18 protein-coding genes and 1 tRNA gene are annotated in these 18,484 nt (G+C 58.0%); 6 read left to right on the top strand and 13 right to left on the bottom strand.

The window, feature by feature from the left end:
- Positions 1–18: 18 nt before the first annotated feature.
- Positions 19–939, bottom strand: a complete 921-nt coding sequence (gene prmB / locus HNR62_RS04750; RefSeq protein WP_204794926.1) for a 50S ribosomal protein L3 N(5)-glutamine methyltransferase — start codon at positions 937–939, stop codon at positions 19–21.
- Between the two features lie 49 nt (positions 940–988).
- On the opposite strand from prmB, the gene smrB reads away from it, so the two are divergent.
- On the top strand, positions 989–1,513 hold the full coding sequence (gene smrB / locus HNR62_RS04745; RefSeq protein WP_204794925.1) for an endonuclease SmrB: 525 nt from the start codon (positions 989–991) through the stop codon (positions 1,511–1,513).
- Between the two features lie 226 nt (positions 1,514–1,739).
- Here smrB and HNR62_RS04740 read toward each other — a convergent pair whose 3' ends face one another.
- The 4 genes from HNR62_RS04740 to HNR62_RS04725 all read right to left on the bottom strand — a co-directional run bounded on the left by HNR62_RS04740 (position 1,740) and on the right by HNR62_RS04725 (position 3,299).
- Entirely contained in the window at positions 1,740–1,952 is a 213-nt protein-coding gene (locus HNR62_RS04740; protein ID WP_204794924.1) for a DUF1107 domain-containing protein, read from the bottom strand.
- 62 nt (positions 1,953–2,014) lie between these two features.
- Positions 2,015–2,527 carry a phosphohistidine phosphatase SixA gene (gene sixA / locus HNR62_RS04735; protein WP_204794923.1) on the bottom strand — a complete coding sequence of 171 codons (513 nt, stop codon included), beginning with the start codon at positions 2,525–2,527 and terminating at the stop codon, positions 2,015–2,017.
- A 366-nt stretch (positions 2,528–2,893) separates the two neighbouring features.
- Complete coding sequence (locus HNR62_RS04730; RefSeq protein ID WP_204794922.1) at positions 2,894–3,028, bottom strand: TIGR02808 family protein; 135 nt, start codon at positions 3,026–3,028, stop codon at positions 2,894–2,896.
- Positions 3,029–3,098: 70 nt separating this feature from the next.
- Positions 3,099–3,299 carry a hypothetical protein gene (locus HNR62_RS04725; RefSeq protein ID WP_204794921.1) on the bottom strand — a complete coding sequence of 67 codons (201 nt, stop codon included), beginning with the start codon at positions 3,297–3,299 and terminating at the stop codon, positions 3,099–3,101.
- 206 nt (positions 3,300–3,505) lie between these two features.
- On the opposite strand from HNR62_RS04725, the gene HNR62_RS04720 reads away from it, so the two are divergent.
- Positions 3,506–3,943: a universal stress protein gene (locus HNR62_RS04720; RefSeq protein ID WP_204794920.1), complete on the top strand. Its 438-nt coding sequence runs from the start codon at positions 3,506–3,508 to the stop codon at positions 3,941–3,943.
- Positions 3,944–4,022: 79 nt separating this feature from the next.
- Here HNR62_RS04720 and nfsA read toward each other — a convergent pair whose 3' ends face one another.
- On the bottom strand, positions 4,023–4,748 hold the full coding sequence (gene nfsA / locus HNR62_RS04715; protein WP_204794919.1) for an oxygen-insensitive NADPH nitroreductase: 726 nt from the start codon (positions 4,746–4,748) through the stop codon (positions 4,023–4,025).
- Between the two features lie 69 nt (positions 4,749–4,817).
- On the opposite strand from nfsA, the gene HNR62_RS04710 reads away from it, so the two are divergent.
- Positions 4,818–5,486: a DUF2982 domain-containing protein gene (locus HNR62_RS04710; protein ID WP_338044072.1), complete on the top strand. Its 669-nt coding sequence runs from the start codon at positions 4,818–4,820 to the stop codon at positions 5,484–5,486.
- A gap of 152 nt (positions 5,487–5,638) precedes the next feature.
- Positions 5,639–6,568: a LysR family transcriptional regulator gene (locus tag HNR62_RS04705; RefSeq protein ID WP_204794917.1), complete on the top strand. Its 930-nt coding sequence runs from the start codon at positions 5,639–5,641 to the stop codon at positions 6,566–6,568.
- A gap of 184 nt (positions 6,569–6,752) precedes the next feature.
- Here the strand turns inward: HNR62_RS04705 and HNR62_RS04700 are convergent, their stop codons facing one another.
- The 4 genes from HNR62_RS04700 to HNR62_RS04685 all read right to left on the bottom strand — a co-directional run bounded on the left by HNR62_RS04700 (position 6,753) and on the right by HNR62_RS04685 (position 13,501).
- The gene (locus tag HNR62_RS04700; RefSeq protein WP_239552594.1) at positions 6,753–8,417 is read right to left on the bottom strand and encodes an AMP-binding protein; all 1,665 of its coding nucleotides are present in this window, start codon (positions 8,415–8,417) and stop codon (positions 6,753–6,755) included.
- Positions 8,418–8,551: 134 nt separating this feature from the next.
- Positions 8,552–9,517, bottom strand: a complete 966-nt coding sequence (locus HNR62_RS04695; RefSeq protein WP_204794916.1) for a diguanylate cyclase domain-containing protein — start codon at positions 9,515–9,517, stop codon at positions 8,552–8,554.
- Entirely contained in the window at positions 9,514–13,191 is a 3,678-nt protein-coding gene (locus tag HNR62_RS04690; protein WP_204794915.1) for a CHASE domain-containing protein, read from the bottom strand. The genes HNR62_RS04695 and HNR62_RS04690 overlap by 4 nt, the downstream gene beginning before the upstream one ends.
- A gap of 222 nt (positions 13,192–13,413) precedes the next feature.
- A tRNA-Ser gene (locus HNR62_RS04685) sits at positions 13,414–13,501 on the bottom strand.
- A 216-nt stretch (positions 13,502–13,717) separates the two neighbouring features.
- Between HNR62_RS04685 and rnt the strand changes: the two genes are divergently transcribed.
- Positions 13,718–14,455, top strand: a complete 738-nt coding sequence (gene rnt, locus HNR62_RS04680; protein WP_204794914.1) for a ribonuclease T — start codon at positions 13,718–13,720, stop codon at positions 14,453–14,455.
- Between the two features lie 74 nt (positions 14,456–14,529).
- On the opposite strand, the gene HNR62_RS04675 is transcribed toward rnt, so the two are convergent.
- A complete protein-coding gene (locus HNR62_RS04675; RefSeq protein ID WP_204794913.1) occupies positions 14,530–15,282 on the bottom strand; it encodes a cupin domain-containing protein in 753 nt (250 codons plus the stop codon).
- A 354-nt stretch (positions 15,283–15,636) separates the two neighbouring features.
- Positions 15,637–17,115: a molybdate ABC transporter ATP-binding protein ModF gene (gene modF, locus HNR62_RS04670; RefSeq protein ID WP_204794912.1), complete on the bottom strand. Its 1,479-nt coding sequence runs from the start codon at positions 17,113–17,115 to the stop codon at positions 15,637–15,639.
- A 169-nt stretch (positions 17,116–17,284) separates the two neighbouring features.
- Between modF and HNR62_RS04665 the strand changes: the two genes are divergently transcribed.
- Entirely contained in the window at positions 17,285–17,530 is a 246-nt protein-coding gene (locus tag HNR62_RS04665; RefSeq protein WP_204794911.1) for a TIGR02647 family protein, read from the top strand.
- A 144-nt stretch (positions 17,531–17,674) separates the two neighbouring features.
- Here HNR62_RS04665 and HNR62_RS04660 read toward each other — a convergent pair whose 3' ends face one another.
- The gene (locus HNR62_RS04660) at positions 17,675–18,280 is read right to left on the bottom strand and encodes a peroxiredoxin C (protein WP_204794910.1); all 606 of its coding nucleotides are present in this window, start codon (positions 18,278–18,280) and stop codon (positions 17,675–17,677) included.
- Positions 18,281–18,484 lie beyond the last annotated feature (204 nt).

Below are 18,484 nucleotides of genomic sequence, written 5' to 3'. Positions count from 1 at the left end.
GATTTCCTTTATTGATATTTAAAACTGGTCCCGAAAGGGTTCAAGATCGCGACGGCCGATCACGAAGACGCCGTGGCCACCCTGTTCGAATTCAACCCACAACAGCGGCAGCTGGGGGTAGGCCTCTTCCATGTGGATCTGGCTGTTGCCCACTTCGACGACCAGCAAGCCGTCTTCGGTCAAAAAGTCGCAGGCCTGGGTCAGCAGACGACGGGTGAAGTCGAGGCCATCGCAGCCAGAGGCCAGCGCCAGCTCGGGCTCGTGCTGAAATTCTTCCGGCAGATCGCTCATGTCTTCGGCGTCTACGTAGGGCGGGTTGGCCACGATCAGATCGTATTTATCACCTTCCGGCAGCGCCGAGAAAAGGTCCGATTCTATCGGGATCACCTGCTGCTCCAGGCCATGGTTCTGGATGTTGATTTCCGCCACGTCGAGCGCGTCACGGCAAATATCCAGGGCGTCCACTTCGGCATCCGGGAAGGCGTGGGCCAGGGCGATGGCGATGCAACCGGAGCCGGTGCACAGGTCCATGATGCGGCGGGGTTCCAGGCTCAGCCAGGGGGCAAAGCGGCCTTCGATCAGCTCGGCGATGGGCGAGCGCGGGATCAAGACCCGCTCGTCCACATGAAACTCGTAACCGGCAAACCAGGCGGTGTGGGTAATATAAGGCGTGGGAATGCGCTGCTCGACCCGCATCTTGAGGGCGTCCAGCAGCACTTGCCGCTCGCTGGTCAGCAAGCGGGCATCCCGCACCTGAGGTGGGCAGTCCTGGGGAAGATGGAGCAACGGCAGTATCAGCTGCACCGCTTCGTCCCAGGCGTTGTCGGTACCGTGGCCATAAAACAGGCCGGCCTGCTGAAAACGGCTGACGGCAAAACGCAACCAATCACCTACAGTGTGCAGCTCGATGAGTGCTTCATCATTAAAAAGCGTGTCCAAAACCCCTCCGCCTCGATAAAATGGCTATTTTTAATAATCGGATACAGACATGTCCCCCACCTCTAACCCCGAAGACGATGAAAAAGCGCTCTTTAAGGCAGCGGTGCAGGGTGTCCGCAAATTGAAGCAGGATACCATAAGTCCGCACCGGGCGCCGGTCAAGGTGAAAGCACAGCGGCAAATGGTACGCAAAGACAAGGCCGAGGCGCATCCTTTTTCCGATGTGTACGAGCCTTATCTGGATCAGGAAGGGCCCACCCGCTATCGTGCGCCCGACACCTCGGCCTATGAGCTGAAAAAGCTGCGCCGGGGAGATTATGTGCCGGAGTTGTTTCTGGACCTGCATGGTCTGACCCAGGAACAGGCAAAAGAAGAATTATCGGCGCTGCTGATAGCGGCCCGGCGCCAGCATGTTAACTGTGTGTCCATCATGCACGGTCACGGCAAGCATATTCTGAAACAACGGCTGCCGATGTGGCTGGTGCAGCACCCTCAGGTACTGGCCTTTCATCAGGCTACCCGCAGCTGGGGTGGCAACGCCGCCCTGCTGGTGTTGTTGAGAATCGAGATTTAGCGGGAAAACCAAGCTGTAATAAGCCGTAAGCTTTAAGGCATAAGCAGCCCGAGTGGTTTGATGAACTATTGAAACGGGAAGATTCCGGAGCTCATGCTGATATTGCCTGAAGGACCGGAGACAATCGTAAGAAAGATCTGAAACGCCACTTGGGTGACTGGGCCAATGCGGTCCCGCAAGCGGCGCTGTTTACTGACAGCTTGTGGCTGAAAGCTGACGGCTGTATTTACATGGCCTCGGCCGGCGCCTGCATCTTGCCGATAAGCCGGTTGACTTCCTGCACCGTGCGCCGGTGGCGGTCATCGGCGTTTTCCGGCATGACCAGGATCCCTCTGGCGTAACTGAAAGCCCCGCGGCCATGAATGTATAACCGTCCACTGAAAAAGGTTTTTACATACTTGGCAATCAACAAAGGCTGATATTTGTTAAATATGCGCATGTTGCACCTCTGCTTTTTTTTATCTGGTAACAGTTTTCTTGTTATCACTCAATTCAAGGTCTTTATCCCAAAGACCCCAGTGCCTGGCAGTGCTGCTGATAATGAGGACGCACGTTATGAGGTCCTTCCAGCCAGTCGAACACCGCCCCCTGCCCTTTTCCGAAGGACACCTTGGCAATACCCGCCGTCACGAAAATCGGCGCCATGGTGGCCGGGCAAAGGCTCTCGACCAGAAAGCCGACCACGGGCATGTGGCTGACCACCAGCAAGTTGCCCCCGGGATGCAGATCGCCGTAGGCCAGCAGCAAGCTGGCCGCAATATCCGCATCGGCATTAGGGGTAAGCTCCTCACAGCTTTCCACCTGGGTGCCGGAAATATATTTGGAGAGCAGCTGCCAGGTTTGTTTGGCACGCAGATAAGGACTCACCAGCACACGATCAAACACCGGTACTTGCGGTGCCAACCACTGCGCCATTAAACAGGTTTCATCTTTCCCCTGTACGGTCAACGGCCGTAATGCATCGCTTGATGCTTCCGGTGCCGCCTGCCCGTGGCGCATGATAAAGATATTCATCTCCACCTCACTTTCAGGCGAACCCGCCTTTTTAAACGGCGGGCATCATACCCCTGCATAATGTTGTGCTCAAGGATCCGGCTCACTCTTTGCTCTCTTTGCGCAAGTGGCTCAAGTGGCTCAAGTGGCAGGAACTCTGTTTTTATTCTTATCCTTACTATAACTAAAGAACACAGTTACACCGGAAATCGTTCGTTTTTTACGCCCCAGGGAAGATTAAGGCGCTTTTTTCGGGCTGAAAACGGAGGAGACTCTAGTGCGGCCGGATGACAATATAATGAAAACAAAGAGAAAAAAACCGGCTTTGAGGCCAGTCTGAAAAATCAGCTACTCACTAACGGCTAACGAGTGACCGGAAAACGGGGGTTAACGCCGACGCTTGTCCAGCCACCTCAGGATCAGACAGGCCCCCACCGAGACGCCGATAAAGCCCAGCAGAAACATCAGCGGCATGGCGCTATAGTCAAGAACACCCCAGATTAGCTGTTCCAACGCACTCATAAATACTCCCCAAAAATCCCCATCGCGATCACCCGACAGACAGCGAAAAACGGCACCTCACCGGCTCGGATCAGGCCCGTAACACACAGTACGCCATGCCTCGGGCACACACCAGCGACCAACGTCGTTTGGCCATAAACAAGGGAAACACCGCCGGCCCGAACAGGCAGCCCAGCAAGGCCCAGCGACGCGGCGGCAAGGCACTTTGCAGTGCGGCAACGTAAAACAGCCCGCCAAACAAGGGAGCTGCGAGTGTAAGAATAAGGATCATAAACCAACCTCCTGAGGGCCAAAGATTAACACAGCTTTTGCCGGCTTGTCAGGCTGGGTGGTGATGAAGCCAGAGGGCTGACAGCCGCAGCGCTGGCCGCGAGACTGTGCTTGCATTTGGTGATGACAAGACCAATAGTGACGAATAAAGCAATATCCTGGTTGTAAGACGGTGGCATTGATGCCGCCGGCTCCAAGGAGGGAACTATGCCTTATCGTAATATTCTGGTTGCTCTGGAGCTGAACCACAGGGAAAAACCCCTGTTGAAACGAGCGGTAGAACTGGCCGAGTGTCATCAGGCTGGGCTGCATATCATTCATGTCGAGCCCGATCTGAGCGGGGTGTATATGGGGAGTCTGAGCCTGGATTTACGCCAGCTCAAAAACAAGCTGCGCCTCGAAAGCGGTCATGAAATCATGCAGATGCTGAAGGAGGAGCAACGCCATGCCAGTAGTGTGTCTTTGCCGCACGGCGATGTTCGCCAGGCAGTCCAGCTGGCGGTAAAAGAAAAACAGGCGGATTTGCTGATTTGCGGTCGCCAGCTTGAACGTCCCTTTCTTGGCCACCTGTTTTCTCATTCGACCGGTTTTCTCGATATCGACGGCTGCGATTTGCTGGTGATCAAGCTACCGGACAGGACATGACGTGTAGATGGTGAGGGGGAATGGTCACCTTTATCTTCACCCCTCGCCCCTCGCCCCTCGCCCCTCGCCCACAAGAGTATCAACGCAGGCAAAAACCCTGCTCACGCAAAAACTCCAGCATGAAAGGACGTGCCTCTTTGGCCAGGGTCTCCCCTATCTGTCCGGTCCAGCTCATGTCCTTGTTACCACCGGTCCGGGTGCGGTAATAGTGCTGAATCTGCTGGTCATAGCTCTGCATCTGCTCCTCGTCGAAACGCGCCGGATACCGGTTTTCACAAAACATCAGGCTGGCCGGCAGCCGGGGCTTGGACTCGGGATCCTGCGCCGGATACCCGAGGCAAAGTCCGAACAGCGGTATCACCCCCTTGGGCAGCGCCAGCAGATCGCAGAGCTCAAAGGGCTGGTTGCGCACCGCGCCGATAAAGACACCGCCCAGCCCCAGTGACTCCGCCGCCGTCAGGGCATTCTGCCCCATCAGTGCGGTGTCGATGGCCCCGATCAGCAACTGCTCGGCAAAGCCGGTTCTGGCCTCGGGCACCCACTGCAAGTGACGGTGAAAATCGGCACAGAATACCCAGAACTCGGCGGCGCTGCCGATGTAAGGCTGGTTACCGCACAGGGGCATCACCCTTGCTCTCAACTCGGGATCCGTTACCCGGATCACCATGGATGCCTGCAAAAAGCTCGAGCTGGACGCCGCCTGGGCCGACGCCATGATCGCCTCAAGCTGTTCGGCATTCAGAGATTGTTCGGTAAATTGACGAATAGAACGGTGATGACGCATCACCTCGATGGCCGCTGACATTGTTACCCCTTGCTGTTGGACTATGTGTATCATCACCTTAAAGGAATCACGCACTAAATGGGAGGCCGGGTGCGGGAAACACAACACATAGAGCCCATGTCGCGCCGCAACGGGCTGGCGCTGACTCTGGCGGGCCTGACCCTGATGCTGACCCTGCTGCTGGTCGGCTACTGGCTGGACGAACGTGGCAGGCTGATGGTGATTTTTCTGTTTATGGCCGGCCTGGTAATGACGGTGCTCGGTATTCTCAAGCTGCGCGAGCCGGTGTACAGTTTTTCGCTGAGTGCCGACAACCTGCACTTTCATCACAAGATTGGTGGCTGGAGCCTGCACTGGAGCAATATCATACGGGTCGATCAGCCCCGGCTGCAGAGCGGGCTGAATCTGGTCGATTTGCCCTACATCGGCATCAAGATCCGCGATTACGACGAGTTTCTGCCACTGATAAGCCCACGGCTGGTGGTGCACCTGCTGACCGAACAAAGGCCCTTGCTGGCCATGGCCCTGCGTCATGGCGCCATCAGCCGCCATCATCTGCAAGACTGGCTGGTGGAGAACAGCCACTATCGCTCGGCCGGCGGTCACGACTACCAGGGGCTGGCCGCCATGCTGGGTAACCGCATGACCCATCTGCGCGAGCTCTATGGCTATGATCTGCTGATACACGAGTCCTGTCTGGACCGGGAAGCGCCCGAGTTTATCACCCTGCTGCGCCGCTATCTGCAGCCCGTTATCTGACCGGCCACCCCGGAAAAAACACAACTATCAGCTATTAACTATTAACTATTAACTATTAACTATTAACTATTAACCAGCAATATCAACCATCTATATCAACCATTTATATCAACCATTTATATCAACCACAGTGACCAACATAGACAAGACCGATGAAACATCTGGATTCCTTTTACCTGTTTATCAAGGTGGTACAGCAAGGTGGCTTTTCCCATGCGGCCAGCCAGCTGGCCATGCCCACCGCCACCCTCAGTCGCCGTATTTCGGCTCTGGAGCAGTCGCTGGGCTGCAAGTTGCTGAGCCGCACCACCCGCAAACTGCAACTGACCGAAGAAGGCCGGCGCTACTATGAACGACTCAACCCGCTGCTGACCGAAATGGAGCAGGTGACAGGCGATATTCAGGGGCAGCGCCAGCGCATGAGCGGGCTTATCAAGGTGGCCGCCCCCATCGCCATTTCCAACACCTTCCTGATCGATGGCATTACCGATTTTTGCCTTGAATATCCGGAAATACGCATCGATTTGCTGCAAAGTAACGACTATACCAGCTTGCTGGATACGGACTTGGACGTGGTATTTTTCAGCGGTGAGCTGCCCGACTCCAGCCTGCGGGCCCGGCGATTGGGCGAGGTACATTACGGCCTTTTCGCCTCGCCCCGCTATCTGGAACTCGAGGGCATGCCGCAGGAACCGGAGGCGCTGGATCAACACCATATCATCCAGTGCTGGCCACACCGCAACTGGCAGCTGACCCATGAAGACGGTCGCCGCTTTCACCTGAAGCCGGTGCCCCGACTGTCGGTCAACCAGATGCAGTCGGCGGTCAAGGTCGCCATTCAGGGGTTGGGTATCGTCAACGTGCCCAAGCATTATGTGGCGCACCATGTGGATGCCGGACTGCTGTACCCTGTGCTGCCCGGCTGGCTGGGCGGCAAGCGACCCTTTCATATGGTGTATCACAACCGGGAACTGGCGCCGGTTCGGCTCAATACCTTTATCGAGTTTATCGATCGGCATATGCGGCGGCGACTGGCGTCAACCTGGGTCAGACATCGGCAGAAGAACAACGAAGAAGAATAAACGAAAAGGTATAAACGAAGAGGTATAAACGGCAGGCAAAAAAAATGGGCAGCTTCCTTCTGCCCGATTCCACTAACAAAAGATATCAATCTGTATTCTGTAAATAACGGTAACACAGCTTTTGCAGGCAAATTAGCCGTTATTACGCAAAACGAAAAACAAGATTATTCCATTTTTGCAATAATCACTTGGCTTCAGACAGATACTGCTCCCATAGAATGACGCGTCCCTTCGGCCAGCGTTGCTCCAGATCCGCATATTGCTGCTCCAGCTGGTGGCGTTTGATCTTGAGCGTGGGGGTCATGATGTTGTTTGCTATGGTCCAGGGTGACGCCATCACCATGATGCCGCCCAGCCGCTGATGCGACTCCAGCCGCTGATTGATCTGGTCGAGCATGACATTCAATTGCTCGGCAATAGGCCCTTTATGCTGCTGATCGGTGCCTTCGGCCAACTGCACCAGGGCTAACGGCTGTGCCTGACCGCTGCCAATGACGCAGGCCTGCTCGATCAGGGCATTCTCGGTCAACATCGTTTCTATCGGTACCGGCAGTACGTATTTTCCCTTGGCGGTCTTGAAAGCATCTTTTATCCGCCCCGTGATGGTGAGATAACCATCATCGTCGAGCCGGCCCTGATCGCCGGTATGCAGCCAGCTATCCTGCAGAGCCTGTCGGGTCGCCTCTTCCTGCTTGTAATAACCGCGCATCATACCCGGACAGCGACAGAGTATTTCGCCATTGTCGGCGATACGAATGTCGACATGAACGCCGGGTTTACCCACGGACCCCACCTTGTCGGAACGATAGGGATAATTCAGGGTGGAATAGGCCAGGTTTTCGGTCATGCCCCAGGCTTCGGTGATGGGCATGTCCAGTCGCTCGTACCAGCGCAGCAGCGACGGCGATACCGGGGCCGAGCCACAACCCAGAATGCGGGCACCGCTCAGGCCCAGGCCGGCCCGAATCCTCTTTTTGACCAGTCCGGAGATAAACGGAATCTTCAGCAGAATATTCAGTTTTTGCTGGGGCAACCTGGCCAGGATGCCACTGCGAAAGTTGCTCCACAGCCGGGGCACCGAGATAAATACCGTGGGCGAGATGGTTTTCACATTATCGATGAAGGTGTCCCGACTCTGGGCGAAGCCGACCTTCCCCCCGCCATAGAGGCTGGCACCCAGCACATAGACGCGCTCGGTAATGTGCGACAGCGGCAGATAGGAAAAGGCGCGATCCCGACTGTTCAGCCCCACGGTTTCCACTATGGCCTGACAGGCCGCCGCATAGGCGCCAAAGTCGATCATCACGCCCTTGGGATGGCCGGTACTGCCCGAGGTATAAACCAGCGTCATCAGCCGATCCGGCGCCGGCGCCGGCGGCCGCGCTATGGGCTCGTGTGCCAGCAGGCTGTCCCAGTGATGCTGGGTGTGCAGGGTGGACGGATACGGCATGGCAATACGGAGCATGCCTTCGGGGATGCCCGGCTCCTGCACCTCGGGCTCGTCCAGCTTGCCGGTAATAATGGCCCGGCTCTCGCTGTGCTCCAGCACATAGCGCACCGTGTCGGCACCGGCAGTGGGATAGATGGGCACACTGACAAAGCCGCCCATCTGCAGGGCAAAGTCGCAGATAAACCACTCGGCACAATTTTTGGACAGCAAGGCCACCTTGTCGCCGGACGCCAGCCCCAGGGCATTCAACCCCGCCACCAGGCGAGAAGCCTGATCCAGTACCCGCGACCAGCTGTAATGATGCCAGTGGCCATCTTTCGGTTGATGCAGATAGACCTCTTCGGGCTGACGTTCGGCCCAGTGATACAGCATTTCCAGCGGAAGCTTGTCGGTATCCATGCGTATAACCATCCTTGTCTGTGGGCACTGTTCTTCACAGTATTGCAAAAAGCGTCGAAAGCACCAGAGGACTCAAAGACAGGTTATTGATATTTCTGGCTTCTGACTCCAGCACCTTCACCGCCGGCGTATCCTCACTTGCCGGCGTCGCGCCCAGCGGCAAGATCGATAAAACAGGCCCTGTTTCGCCCCTTGCGTTTCGCCTGATATAACTGCCGATCGGCCTGCGCCAGCAAGGCTTCGGGGCTGGTATCTGCGCCGGGTATTTGAGTGGCTATACCGAGGCTGATGGAAACGAAGGGACCGGCGGCCGAGTCCTGGTGTTCTATCTGCAGCGCCTTGACCGCTTCTCTCATTACCTCCGCGCATTGGATAGCCCCCTGACTGTCGGTACCGGGAAGGATACAAACAAACTCCTCGCCACCATAACGGGCCAGCAAATCATGGGGCCGTCGCAGGCCGTGACCGAGTGCGCCGGCCACCGCCATCAGACAGTGGTCTCCTTTCTGGTGTCCATATCGGTCGTTGTATTGCTTGAAATAGTCCAGATCGAGCAGTACCAGCGACAACGGTCGTCCTTCTCGCTGGCAGGCGCGCCAGCTGAGTGCCAGCGTTTCGTCAAATTTTCTCCGGTTGGCCACCTTGGTCAGGCCGTCGATCATGGCAAAGGAGCGCAACAGATCGCTTTGCAGCTTCAATGCCAGATGGGTACGTACTCGGGCCAGAACGATCACCGGGTTGATGGGCTTGGTAATAAAGTCCACGGCGCCGATTTCAAAGCCCAGGGCTTCTTCCGCTTCCTCGTTCTGGGAGGTCACGAAAATAACCGGAATGTCCCGGGTGCCCGGGGAGGCCTTCAGCCGGCGACACACCTCATGGCCGCTGAGCCCGGGCATGACGACGTCCAGCAGGATAATATCCGGGCGTTGCTCCCGGCATAGGCTTATCGCCTGCTCCCCGCTCGTGGCCATCAGTACCTCGAACCGGCCCCGGAACACCTCGTACAGCGCCCGAATATTCACCGGTTGGTCGTCTACTACCAGGATCCGCAGCGGACCGACCGGGTGTGGGAAGGCCTCCTGCAACTGCTCCAAATTCATAACGTCTCCAACAGGTCGCGAACCGTATTGCTCGCGACGGTAAAATCAAGATTCTGGATCTCGGTCGCCAGGGTGTCCCGCCGTTCGCTCAATGACGCCAGCACTGCGCCCGGCAGTTGCTCGAAGCAGTCGATGGCGTCCATATTGCCCGCCTCCAGCAGCATCAGCAGGGGTTCGAGTTGTGCTTTGATGCGCTCGCCCGTCGCTTCCCCGGGATCAGGCGTCGCCTCGCGGTTCACCACCGGTTCTGTGGTCACCTCCGGCAGGGGCACGGCGTCCAGCAATGCCGCCCGCTCCTGCGCCAGCCCGGCTTTCAGGACGTCGAAACCGGCGTTATCCAGCAACGCGAATACCGATTCCCCGCTCTGCTCCCCAATCTGCTGCTCCAGCCCCGACAGTCGGGAGGCAAAGGTCGCTGCCCCCATGGTGCCCGCCGCCCCCCTGAAGGTATGCAGCGTCGCCGCCGTCGCCACCCGATTCTGCTTCCGGACATGATGTTCCAGCTCGTCAAACAGCGCCGCGGCTTCTTGCTCGAACCCCGTCAGCAATCGTCGATACAGCCGTGCGTCCCCACCAAAACGGCGAACAATCGCATCGATGGGCTCGGCCGTTCCGGTGTGACGCTCAGGCGGCTTTACCCTCTGTCCCCCCTTGTTGGCGCTAAACGACAACAGCACCGCCACCAGTTGCTCTATCTCCACCGGCTTGGCCATGTGTGCATTCATGCCCGCGGCCAGACAGGCAAGCTGATCCGCCGTGGTCACGTTGGCCGTCATCGCCAGAATCGGCAGATCCCGGCAGGCGTCATGAGCCCGGATACGTCGGGTCGCTTCCAGACCGTCGATGTCGGGCATCTGCATGTCCATCAGCACCATATCGAAGGCCGTCGGCGCCGCCACCACCTTGCCGACCCCTTCCAGCCCGCCTTCGGCCAGTTCGACGCTGGCTCCTTCCCCGCGCAGCAGTTCGGCGGCAACCTCACGGTTGAGGGCATTGTCCTCCACCACCAGCAGACGCAACCCGATAAGCCGTTGCCGTGAGGGGGCCGCGATTGTCTTGTGCTGCGGTGCCACCGTCTCTCCGGCCAGTGCGCGTTTGACCGAGGTGATCAACTGCTGTGGCGTCACGGGTTTGGTGAGGAAGTCGACAAAGGCCGGGCACGACCCTTGCTGGGCCTGGGCCAGTTGCTCGCGACCATAGGCGGTGACCATGATCACGGTCGGCAGTTGCTCCTGCGCCAGCGTCCGGATCTTCGCCGCCGCCTCCAGGCCATTCATGTCCGGCATGGACCAGTCCATCAGCACCATGTCATAACCAGGATTTTGCTCCACTTCCCGCAAGGCTTGTTGCCCGCTGTTGGCGATATTCACCTGCCAGCCCTGCTGACGAGCCACCCGGGCCAGAATGTCGGCCGACACCCTATGGTCGTCCACCACCAGCACCCGCAGTGGCTGTTCGCCCTCCTCGACCGGCACCAATGGCGGTGACGCTTCGTCCAGTTCCAGGGTAAGGTCGAACCAGAAGCAGCTGCCCTCTCCCGGGGTGCTGCGCACGCCGAGCTCGGCCCCCATCAGGCCGAGCAGCCGCTTGCTGATCACCAGGCCAAGGCCGGTCCCGCCGAAGCGCCGGGCGGTTGAGGCTTCAGCCTGATTGAAGCCCTCCAGAATAGATTCGAGCTTGTCTTCGGCAATACCGATGCCGGTATCTATGACCTCTATCCGCAGCCGTATTTTCCCCTGGCCCCGGCTCAGCTCACCGATGCGAATGACCACCTCCCCCTGTTCGGTGAACTTGACGCCATTGCCCGCCAGGTTGATCAGCACCTGCTGCAGTCGCAGGCGATCCCCCACCAGGCTGCCGGGCAGCGAGGGCGAAAAATCGAACATCAGCTCGACCGGCTTGCTGCCCAGGTTGCCGGACAGCACCACCGCCAGCTCCTGCATCAGATCTTCCAGCTCGAATGGATGCGGCTCCAGCTGCAGCTTGCCAGCCTCGATCTTGGCATAGTCGAGAATATCGTTGAGCAGGCCGAGCAGGGAGCGAGCCGCCCTGTGTGCCTTGCCGATATAGTCGCTTTGTCGCGGTTCCAGCGCCGTCTGCTGTACCAGCTGCAACATGCCCAGCACGGCGTTCAGGGGGGTGCGGATTTCATGACTCATGTTGTTGAGAAAGGTCGACTTGGCCGCACTGGCGTCGTCGGCCTCAACCTTGGCCTGACGCAGTTCGGTTTCGAGTTCACGCTGCTTGGTAATATCGACGTTGATCCCCGTGACGCGGATCACCTGCCCACCGGCATCACGCTCGACCCGCGCCCCCGCCTGTATGTAGCGTATGTGGCCATCGGGCAGCAGCAGCCGGAACACCGGATCATAGGTACCGGTTCCCAGTGCTATTTCCTCCATACAAGAGACAGCGTCCTCCGCATCGTCCGGATGCAGGCGGGCGGACCAGTGTTTGTAGCCGAGTCCCTGATCGCGCAAGCTGACCGGATAGCCGTAGAGCTCGAACATCTTGTCATTCCAGTCCAGCGAACAATCCGCCAATGTCCAGGTCCAGATGCCCAGCTCGGCCACGCCCGCCGCCATCAACAGCTGGTCGCGAACCGATGCCAGTTCACCAGTACGCTGATCGATCCGGTCTTCCAGTTCACGCTGGTGCTGCCGCTCTCGCTGCCGGTTATTGCTGATGACCCCAATGAAGGCGGCCAGCAGCAGGCTGAACAGGCCCCCCACCAGAAAAATGGCCAGCGGTGAGTCCAGATTCATCTGTTCCACAAAAGCCGGATGGACACTGAGCCTGGACTCCCAGCGCCGGCCGTTCACCTCGAATTGAAGGGTCTTGGGATGGGCGCCGAGGGCCGCGTCGGTCTCCGGGGCATGACTGTAGAATCTGTGCTTCTCGCCGGGTTCGGTCACATCGAACAGCTCCAGGTGCACGGTATCGGCATCCAGGCGCAGGGTGGACAAGACTTCTTCCATCAACAGGGGCGCATAACTCAGGCCAAGCGCCTCTTGCTCGCGCTTGGCCTCGGTAGCCGGCGTCACTCCGCCACGATAGACCGGCATCAGTATCAGAAAGGATTGCAACGGCTTGCCGCTGGCCTGTACCAGGGTAATAGGCCCGGTCAACCGGATCTCTCCTGTGCGTATTGCCGCCTCTGCCGCGTCACGCCGGGTTTTCTCCGAGCCTATATCGAGGCCGACCGACTCGATATTGCGCTTGACGGGTTCAATATACTGGATGACATAGCGCTCACCCTCATGAACGGCCAGCTCTTTGATTCGAAAATCGGGCCAACCGTCGGCCCGGGCCAGTTCGACAAAAGTCTCGGTCATGAAGCGTGGCACGCGACGGATAAAACCAAACCCGCGGGCGCCGGGAAACTCTTTATCGATATTCCGTGTGAGGCTGTAGCGGTGAAACTGAACACGGCTGATACCATGTTTACCCGCGGCCAACACGGCGCCACGAGCACCATGCAAACCATACTCATAGCGCTTGAGGCGATTCTGGATCGCCAACCTGGTTTCTGTTGCGGTTTCGGCTACCGCCTTCTGCACCCGCTGTTCATTGTTCAGATGCAGTTGCCAGGCCAGCAACGTACTCACCGCCAGTCCGATAACCAGGGCGAGTAGAGACCAGCGATTCCTGATAAAACCCAAATGTAGCTTCAATGTATCAATTCCTTTCTCGGCAGAGCGGGTGAGTAGAACCATGGGTTACAGCGATAGCTCAACCGACAGACTCATAGGAACGGAGTGCTACTGTAGAAAAAAAAGGTTCTAGATGAAACCTTTCATGGTCGAAACTGACGGCATGACAAGTTTGAAACCAGATAGGCTGAGGCGCTGAAACGAAAAAACCCGCTGATTGCTCAGCGGGTTTTTTCTTGAATATGGCGGTGAGGGAGGGATTCGAACCCTCGATACGTTGCCGTATACACACTTTCCAGGCGTGCTCCTTCAGCCACTCGGACACCTCACCATATTGTTGCTGATAACAACGCGCCTTGGCTTGTTCAGCGGGGCGTATAGTAGGCAAGCCGTTGCCGGGGTGCAATCTTTTTTTGCCGATAACACACCGTTCGAGCAATCTTGCATCAGTTCGGGCAAGTCGCGCGCAGCCAGGCCGAGACAGGCGACGACGTCGGGGGATTCTGGCATAATGGCGACCCGGTTTTTCAGGTAAATTAGGACAATAATGACGGCAACAGCAGCTTTAACTCAGCTTAACGAACGCTTTCGGGGCTATTATCCGGTGGTGATCGACGTGGAAACCGGCGGTTTCAATGCCAGAACCGACGCCCTGCTGGAAATTGCCGCCATTACCCTGAAGATGGACAAGAATGGTTGGCTGATGCCGGATCAGACCTTTCATTTTCATGTCTCTCCCTTCGAAGGCGCCAACCTGGAGCCCGCCGCCCTGGCCTTTACCGGTATCGACCCTCACAGCGCCCTGCGCGGGGCCGTGAGCGAGCAGGAAGCCCTAGAGCAGATCTTCAAGGGTATTCGTAAGGGACTCAAGGCCAACAAGTGTCAGCGTGCCATTGTGGTGGCCCACAATGCCTCTTTCGATCACGGCTTTGTGATGGCGGCGGCAGAGCGGGCAGGCATCAAGCGTAACCCCTTTCACCCCTTCGCCACCTTCGACACCGCCACCCTGGCGGGCCTGGCATTAGGGCAAACGGTGCTGGCCAAGGCCTGCAAGGCCGCCGGTATGGACTTCGACAACAAAGAGGCGCACAGCGCCCTCTACGACACCCAGAAAACCACGGATCTGTTCTGCCGCATCGTCAACCGCTGGAAAGAACTGGGCGGCTGGCCCCTGGCTCCCCGGGTCAGCGATACCGATACCGATACCGATACCGACAGCATGCATCAAAGCGACAGCATTGAAGACGAAGGCGATGGCCAGAGCGAGTCTATCCCGCTGGCATAACGCCACCTTTGCCTTTGCCATCGTCATGTCTGCTCCCGGCCCGGGCCGCCATATCGAACCTGGGCCGGGAGTGCCTACTCGGCGCGGTTTGCTCCAAGATGCCCGGTTCTGACCCACAAGCGAGTGCCGGGGCCGGCCTGCAGCCTGGGTCGGCTGCCGGGAGGAAAACGCAGCCAGCTTAGTCCCGGATAATGCGCGGCCTCCCGGCTTGCCTCCCCTGCCTGCTCTTGTGTGACAGGCTCCTGTTTTACCGGCTCTTGTATTACAGAGAGCTCTCTTTCCAGTAGTTCACCTTCCAGCAGCTCACCTTCCAAAACAAGAATCTCCAGGCCCTGTCGATAGCAGCAGAGCGGAAAGGCGCCACCGTCGGGAAAATGCAGCACACTGGTATGCACACCGCCATGGTGATGCAACGGCAGCCGGCGATATCCCTGGCCACCAGTTATCCATAATCTCTGCTCGGGCAGTACCTTCAGCCACACATCATCATCTTCATCAAACTGATTCAATTTGACGAAAATCACGCAGCCCTCGCGGGTAAAGGAGCCGTGGCGGCTACCGGGCGGATTGCGCACATAGCTGCCGGCGGGGTAATCGCCGTGTTCATCGGAAAAAGTGCCTTCCAGTACCCAGAATTCTTCACCCATGGGGTGCAGGTGTTCGGGAAAGTGAGCGTCCGGTTCAAATCGCACCAGGCTGGTGACATGGCCGCTCTCGGCCTGCTGTCGTTCCAGCGGATAGCGCCATACGCCCGCCGCCGGAGACGGCTGCCAGCGGCTGGCGTCGTAGTTAAGCGAAAGGGATTGGGAGAAATTCATGTTCAGCATCGGTTCATGTCCCGACAGACGAGGGTAGGCTCATCCTCGCCTGCCCTCGCGTTCGGGTCAAGCCTGAAAAGCAGCGCCCGGCGTGAGGCGTGAGGCGTGAGGCGTGAGGCGTGAGGCGTGAGGCGTGAGGCAATATTGTAGGCACCTATTTATGCGTTATGCGGCGCAAGCCTGCAAACGACTCGACGCTTGCAGGCGTGCCGTTATCACCTGAATGTCTCGCGTGCTCTGATCTGAACATCGTCATGCCGGGCTTGCCCCGTTATCTTCCTGCAAACTACGCCAAAATTGGGACATTGACACAGCAGTCCGAAAAACAAGATCCTGACGTTCGTCAGGATGACGGCTTATGGCTTATGGCTTATGGCTTACGGCTGTAGTGACATACCGATACCCCTCGCCGTCGGCCACAAAGGTCAGGCGGTGGCTGATGCAAGATGGCGCATCCAGCTGATGATGCGACACAAACAGCAGCTGGGTGCTGCCTTCGGCCACCAGCAGATCGATCCAGCGTTTGACCCAGTGTCGGTTGAAGCTGTCCAGCCCCTGCAGCGGCTCGTCCAGGATCAGAATGGGCGGATGCTTGACCATGGCGCGGGCAATCAGCAGCAGCCGTTGCTGACCATAGGACAGATGGCGGAAGGGCTCGTTGGCAAGCGCCTGCATGCCAAGCAGACTCAGCCATTGATCGACCAGCGCCAGCTGGGCGTCGCCGGGCTGTTGATAGACGCCGATGGAGTCGAAGAAGCCGGACAGGATCACCGCCTTGGGGGTGGCGGTAACACGGTAGTCCTGCTGCATGCTGGTGCTGACATAGCCGATGTGCTGCTTGATGTCCCAGATGGTCTCGCCGCTGCCCCTTCGGTGCCCGAACAGGGTCAGATCATTGCTGTACCCCTGAGGATGATCACCGGTGACCAGGCTCAGCAGGGTCGACTTGCCGGCGCCGTTGGGGCCGATGATCTGCCAGTGCTGGCCCGGATCTACCTGCCAGCTCAGGCCGGTGAGAATACGCTTGTCGCCGTAGCTGATGTTGATGTCACGCATCATGATACGCGGCGTATCGGCATCCAGTGCCCGACGCTGGCCGTCCGGGTCTGCCGGTGGCAGCGCCCGAGTGGCGTTTTCCATCGCCGCCAGGTGGCTCAGCTGCATCAGCTCGGCCGAGGCCGCCACCTCGGCACGCGGACCGGCCAGGCTCAGTTCACACTCGGCCAGAATGCCGAGCCGGTCGGAAAAGTCGGGAATTTCCTCGAAGCGGTTGAGGATCAGCACCAGGGTCTGCCCCGCCGCCACCAGCTCCTGCAACAGCTTCATCAGGCCTTGGTGCGACGCCAGGTCCAGGCCGTCGAAGGGCTCGTCCAGGATCAGCAGTTCCGGCTGTTGCAACAGGGCCCGGCACAGCAGCACCTTGCGGGTTTCACCGGTGGACAGAAAACGAAAGCCCCGATCCAGCAGGGCGGTAATGCCGAAGCGGTCGGCCAGCCATTCCAGCTCGCCCGCATCACCGCCGGCTTCCAGCATGATCTGGCGCGCGCTGTGCCCCTCGTCCTGATAATCGAGCAGGTCGCTTTCGTCTTCTTCCCGCTCCCGGTCGGCCAGCTGCTGCAACTGCTCGAACGACACCCATTCGATACGCTCGAAATCATTGCCGACCTCCCCGCTCAGCAGTGTCAGCTCGCCGGCCAAGGCGCGGGCCAGGGCGGTTTTGCCGCTGCCATTGGCGCCGACAAAACTCCAGCACTGCCCGGCGTCCAGCGCAAGTGCCTGGATGGACAGGCGGTGATGCTCGCTGATGGCGAAGTCGGCGTGGCGGATACGAATGGCAGTCATGGGATCAAAATTCCTTCTCGATGAATGACAAAAAATCACATCATCGACAACCCGGCTCTGTGATGCAAGTAACAATATGCACGACGAAACCCTTAATTGTGAGCCAGCGCGCAACCGAAGACGAGCGAACAGGCTAACGTTTAAGGGTCTCTTTCATCGAGGAATTCCTATGCGCTATCACCCGGACCTGCTCAACGAACTGAATCTGCTGCTGCATTTCAATCTCGATACCACCCAGCAAGGCATCAAGGTCCATCACGATGCCGAGCCGTCGTTGATTGTCGCCGCCAGGCGTCTGCATGAGAAAGGGCTCAGCACCCAGCCGGACGGGGGCTATCTGACCGATCTGGGCCGTGAAGCGAGCGAACACGCCCAGGCCCTGCTGATGCTGTTACGCGAGCCCGCCACCGCCTGATATTGTCTGTCGGCGCTGGCATGACGCCATGTGCATCATCCATAAAAAATGCCGGCAATCAATTGCCGGCATTTTTATTCAATCACACTTTATTCGATCAAACTTTATTCAATCACACTTTGTTCGATCAAACATTGCGAGGGCTTACAGGCCGCTGGCGTGCTCGGTCAGGTACTTGGCCACCCCTTCCGGAGAGTCCTTCATGCCTGCCTTGCCTTTTTCCCACTGGGCCGGGCACACTTCGCCGTTGGTCTCGTGGAATTCCAGGGCATCGACCATGCGCAGCATTTCGTCGATGTTACGACCCAGCGGCAGATCGTTCACTACCTGGTGACGAACAACGCCGTTCTTGTCGATCAGGAAGGAACCGCGGAAAGCCACGCCGGCTTCCGGATGCTCAACGTCATAGGCCTTGCAGATGTCGTGCTTGACGTCGGCAACCAGCGGGTATTTCACCTGGCCGATACCGCCATTTTCCACGGCGGTGTTACGCCAGGCGTTGTGGCTGAACTGGGAGTCGATGGACACGCCGATCACTTCCACGCCACGCTTCTGGAACTCTTCAAAACGGTGATCGAAGGCGATCAGCTCGGAAGGACATACGAAGGTGAAGTCCAGCGGGTAGAAAAACACCACGGCGGCTTTGCCCTTGGTGAATTCCTTGAAGTTGAAGTTATCAACGATTTCGCCATTACCCAGTACAGCAGCAGCGGTAAAGTCGGGGGCCTGACGGCCTACCAATACGCCCATGTCTATCTCCTTGGTGATTATACTAACTTGGTGATTACACTAATGGGTTTCCAGGAAACCACGTCGTTCGACTAGACAGTATATGGGCGCCTACGACCAAACCCAAGGGGCAACATACGGGATATTTTGCCGGTTGAGCAAAGTTGCAGCGGCGATGAATGCAGATTGTCGACAAAAAAGCTCGACATTCCGGGCTGAATTCGC

The organism is Oceanisphaera litoralis, assembly GCF_016907015.1.
GTDB classification, from domain to species: domain Bacteria; phylum Pseudomonadota; class Gammaproteobacteria; order Enterobacterales; family Aeromonadaceae; genus Oceanimonas; species Oceanimonas litoralis.
The sequence above is the reverse complement of the archived record's forward strand: the minus strand, read 5'-3'. Positions and strand labels throughout refer to the sequence as shown.

Excerpts from the sequence above, each read along its gene's own strand:
- HNR62_RS04720 (WP_204794920.1), top strand. The coding sequence starts at position 3,506 with ATGCCTTATCGTAATATTCTGGTTGCTCTGGAGCTGAACCACAGGGAA.
- HNR62_RS04675 (WP_204794913.1), bottom strand. The coding sequence starts at position 15,282 with ATGCTGAACATGAATTTCTCCCAATCCCTTTCGCTTAACTACGACGCC.
- HNR62_RS04695 (WP_204794916.1), bottom strand. The coding sequence starts at position 9,517 with ATGAATTTGGAGCAGTTGCAGGAGGCCTTCCCACACCCGGTCGGTCCG.
- HNR62_RS04705 (WP_204794917.1), top strand. The coding sequence starts at position 5,639 with ATGAAACATCTGGATTCCTTTTACCTGTTTATCAAGGTGGTACAGCAA.
- HNR62_RS04700 (WP_239552594.1), bottom strand. The coding sequence starts at position 8,417 with ATGGATACCGACAAGCTTCCGCTGGAAATGCTGTATCACTGGGCCGAA.
- HNR62_RS04665 (WP_204794911.1), top strand. The coding sequence starts at position 17,285 with ATGCGCTATCACCCGGACCTGCTCAACGAACTGAATCTGCTGCTGCAT.
- nfsA (WP_204794919.1), bottom strand. The coding sequence starts at position 4,748 with ATGTCAGCGGCCATCGAGGTGATGCGTCATCACCGTTCTATTCGTCAA.
- HNR62_RS04730 (WP_204794922.1), bottom strand. The coding sequence starts at position 3,028 with ATGAGTGCGTTGGAACAGCTAATCTGGGGTGTTCTTGACTATAGCGCC.
- sixA (WP_204794923.1), bottom strand. The coding sequence starts at position 2,527 with ATGAATATCTTTATCATGCGCCACGGGCAGGCGGCACCGGAAGCATCA.
- HNR62_RS04725 (WP_204794921.1), bottom strand. The coding sequence starts at position 3,299 with ATGATCCTTATTCTTACACTCGCAGCTCCCTTGTTTGGCGGGCTGTTT.
- rnt (WP_204794914.1), top strand. The coding sequence starts at position 13,718 with ATGACGGCAACAGCAGCTTTAACTCAGCTTAACGAACGCTTTCGGGGC.
- HNR62_RS04660 (WP_204794910.1), bottom strand. The coding sequence starts at position 18,280 with ATGGGCGTATTGGTAGGCCGTCAGGCCCCCGACTTTACCGCTGCTGCT.
- HNR62_RS04740 (WP_204794924.1), bottom strand. The coding sequence starts at position 1,952 with ATGCGCATATTTAACAAATATCAGCCTTTGTTGATTGCCAAGTATGTA.
- smrB (WP_204794925.1), top strand. The coding sequence starts at position 989 with ATGTCCCCCACCTCTAACCCCGAAGACGATGAAAAAGCGCTCTTTAAG.
- modF (WP_204794912.1), bottom strand. The coding sequence starts at position 17,115 with ATGACTGCCATTCGTATCCGCCACGCCGACTTCGCCATCAGCGAGCAT.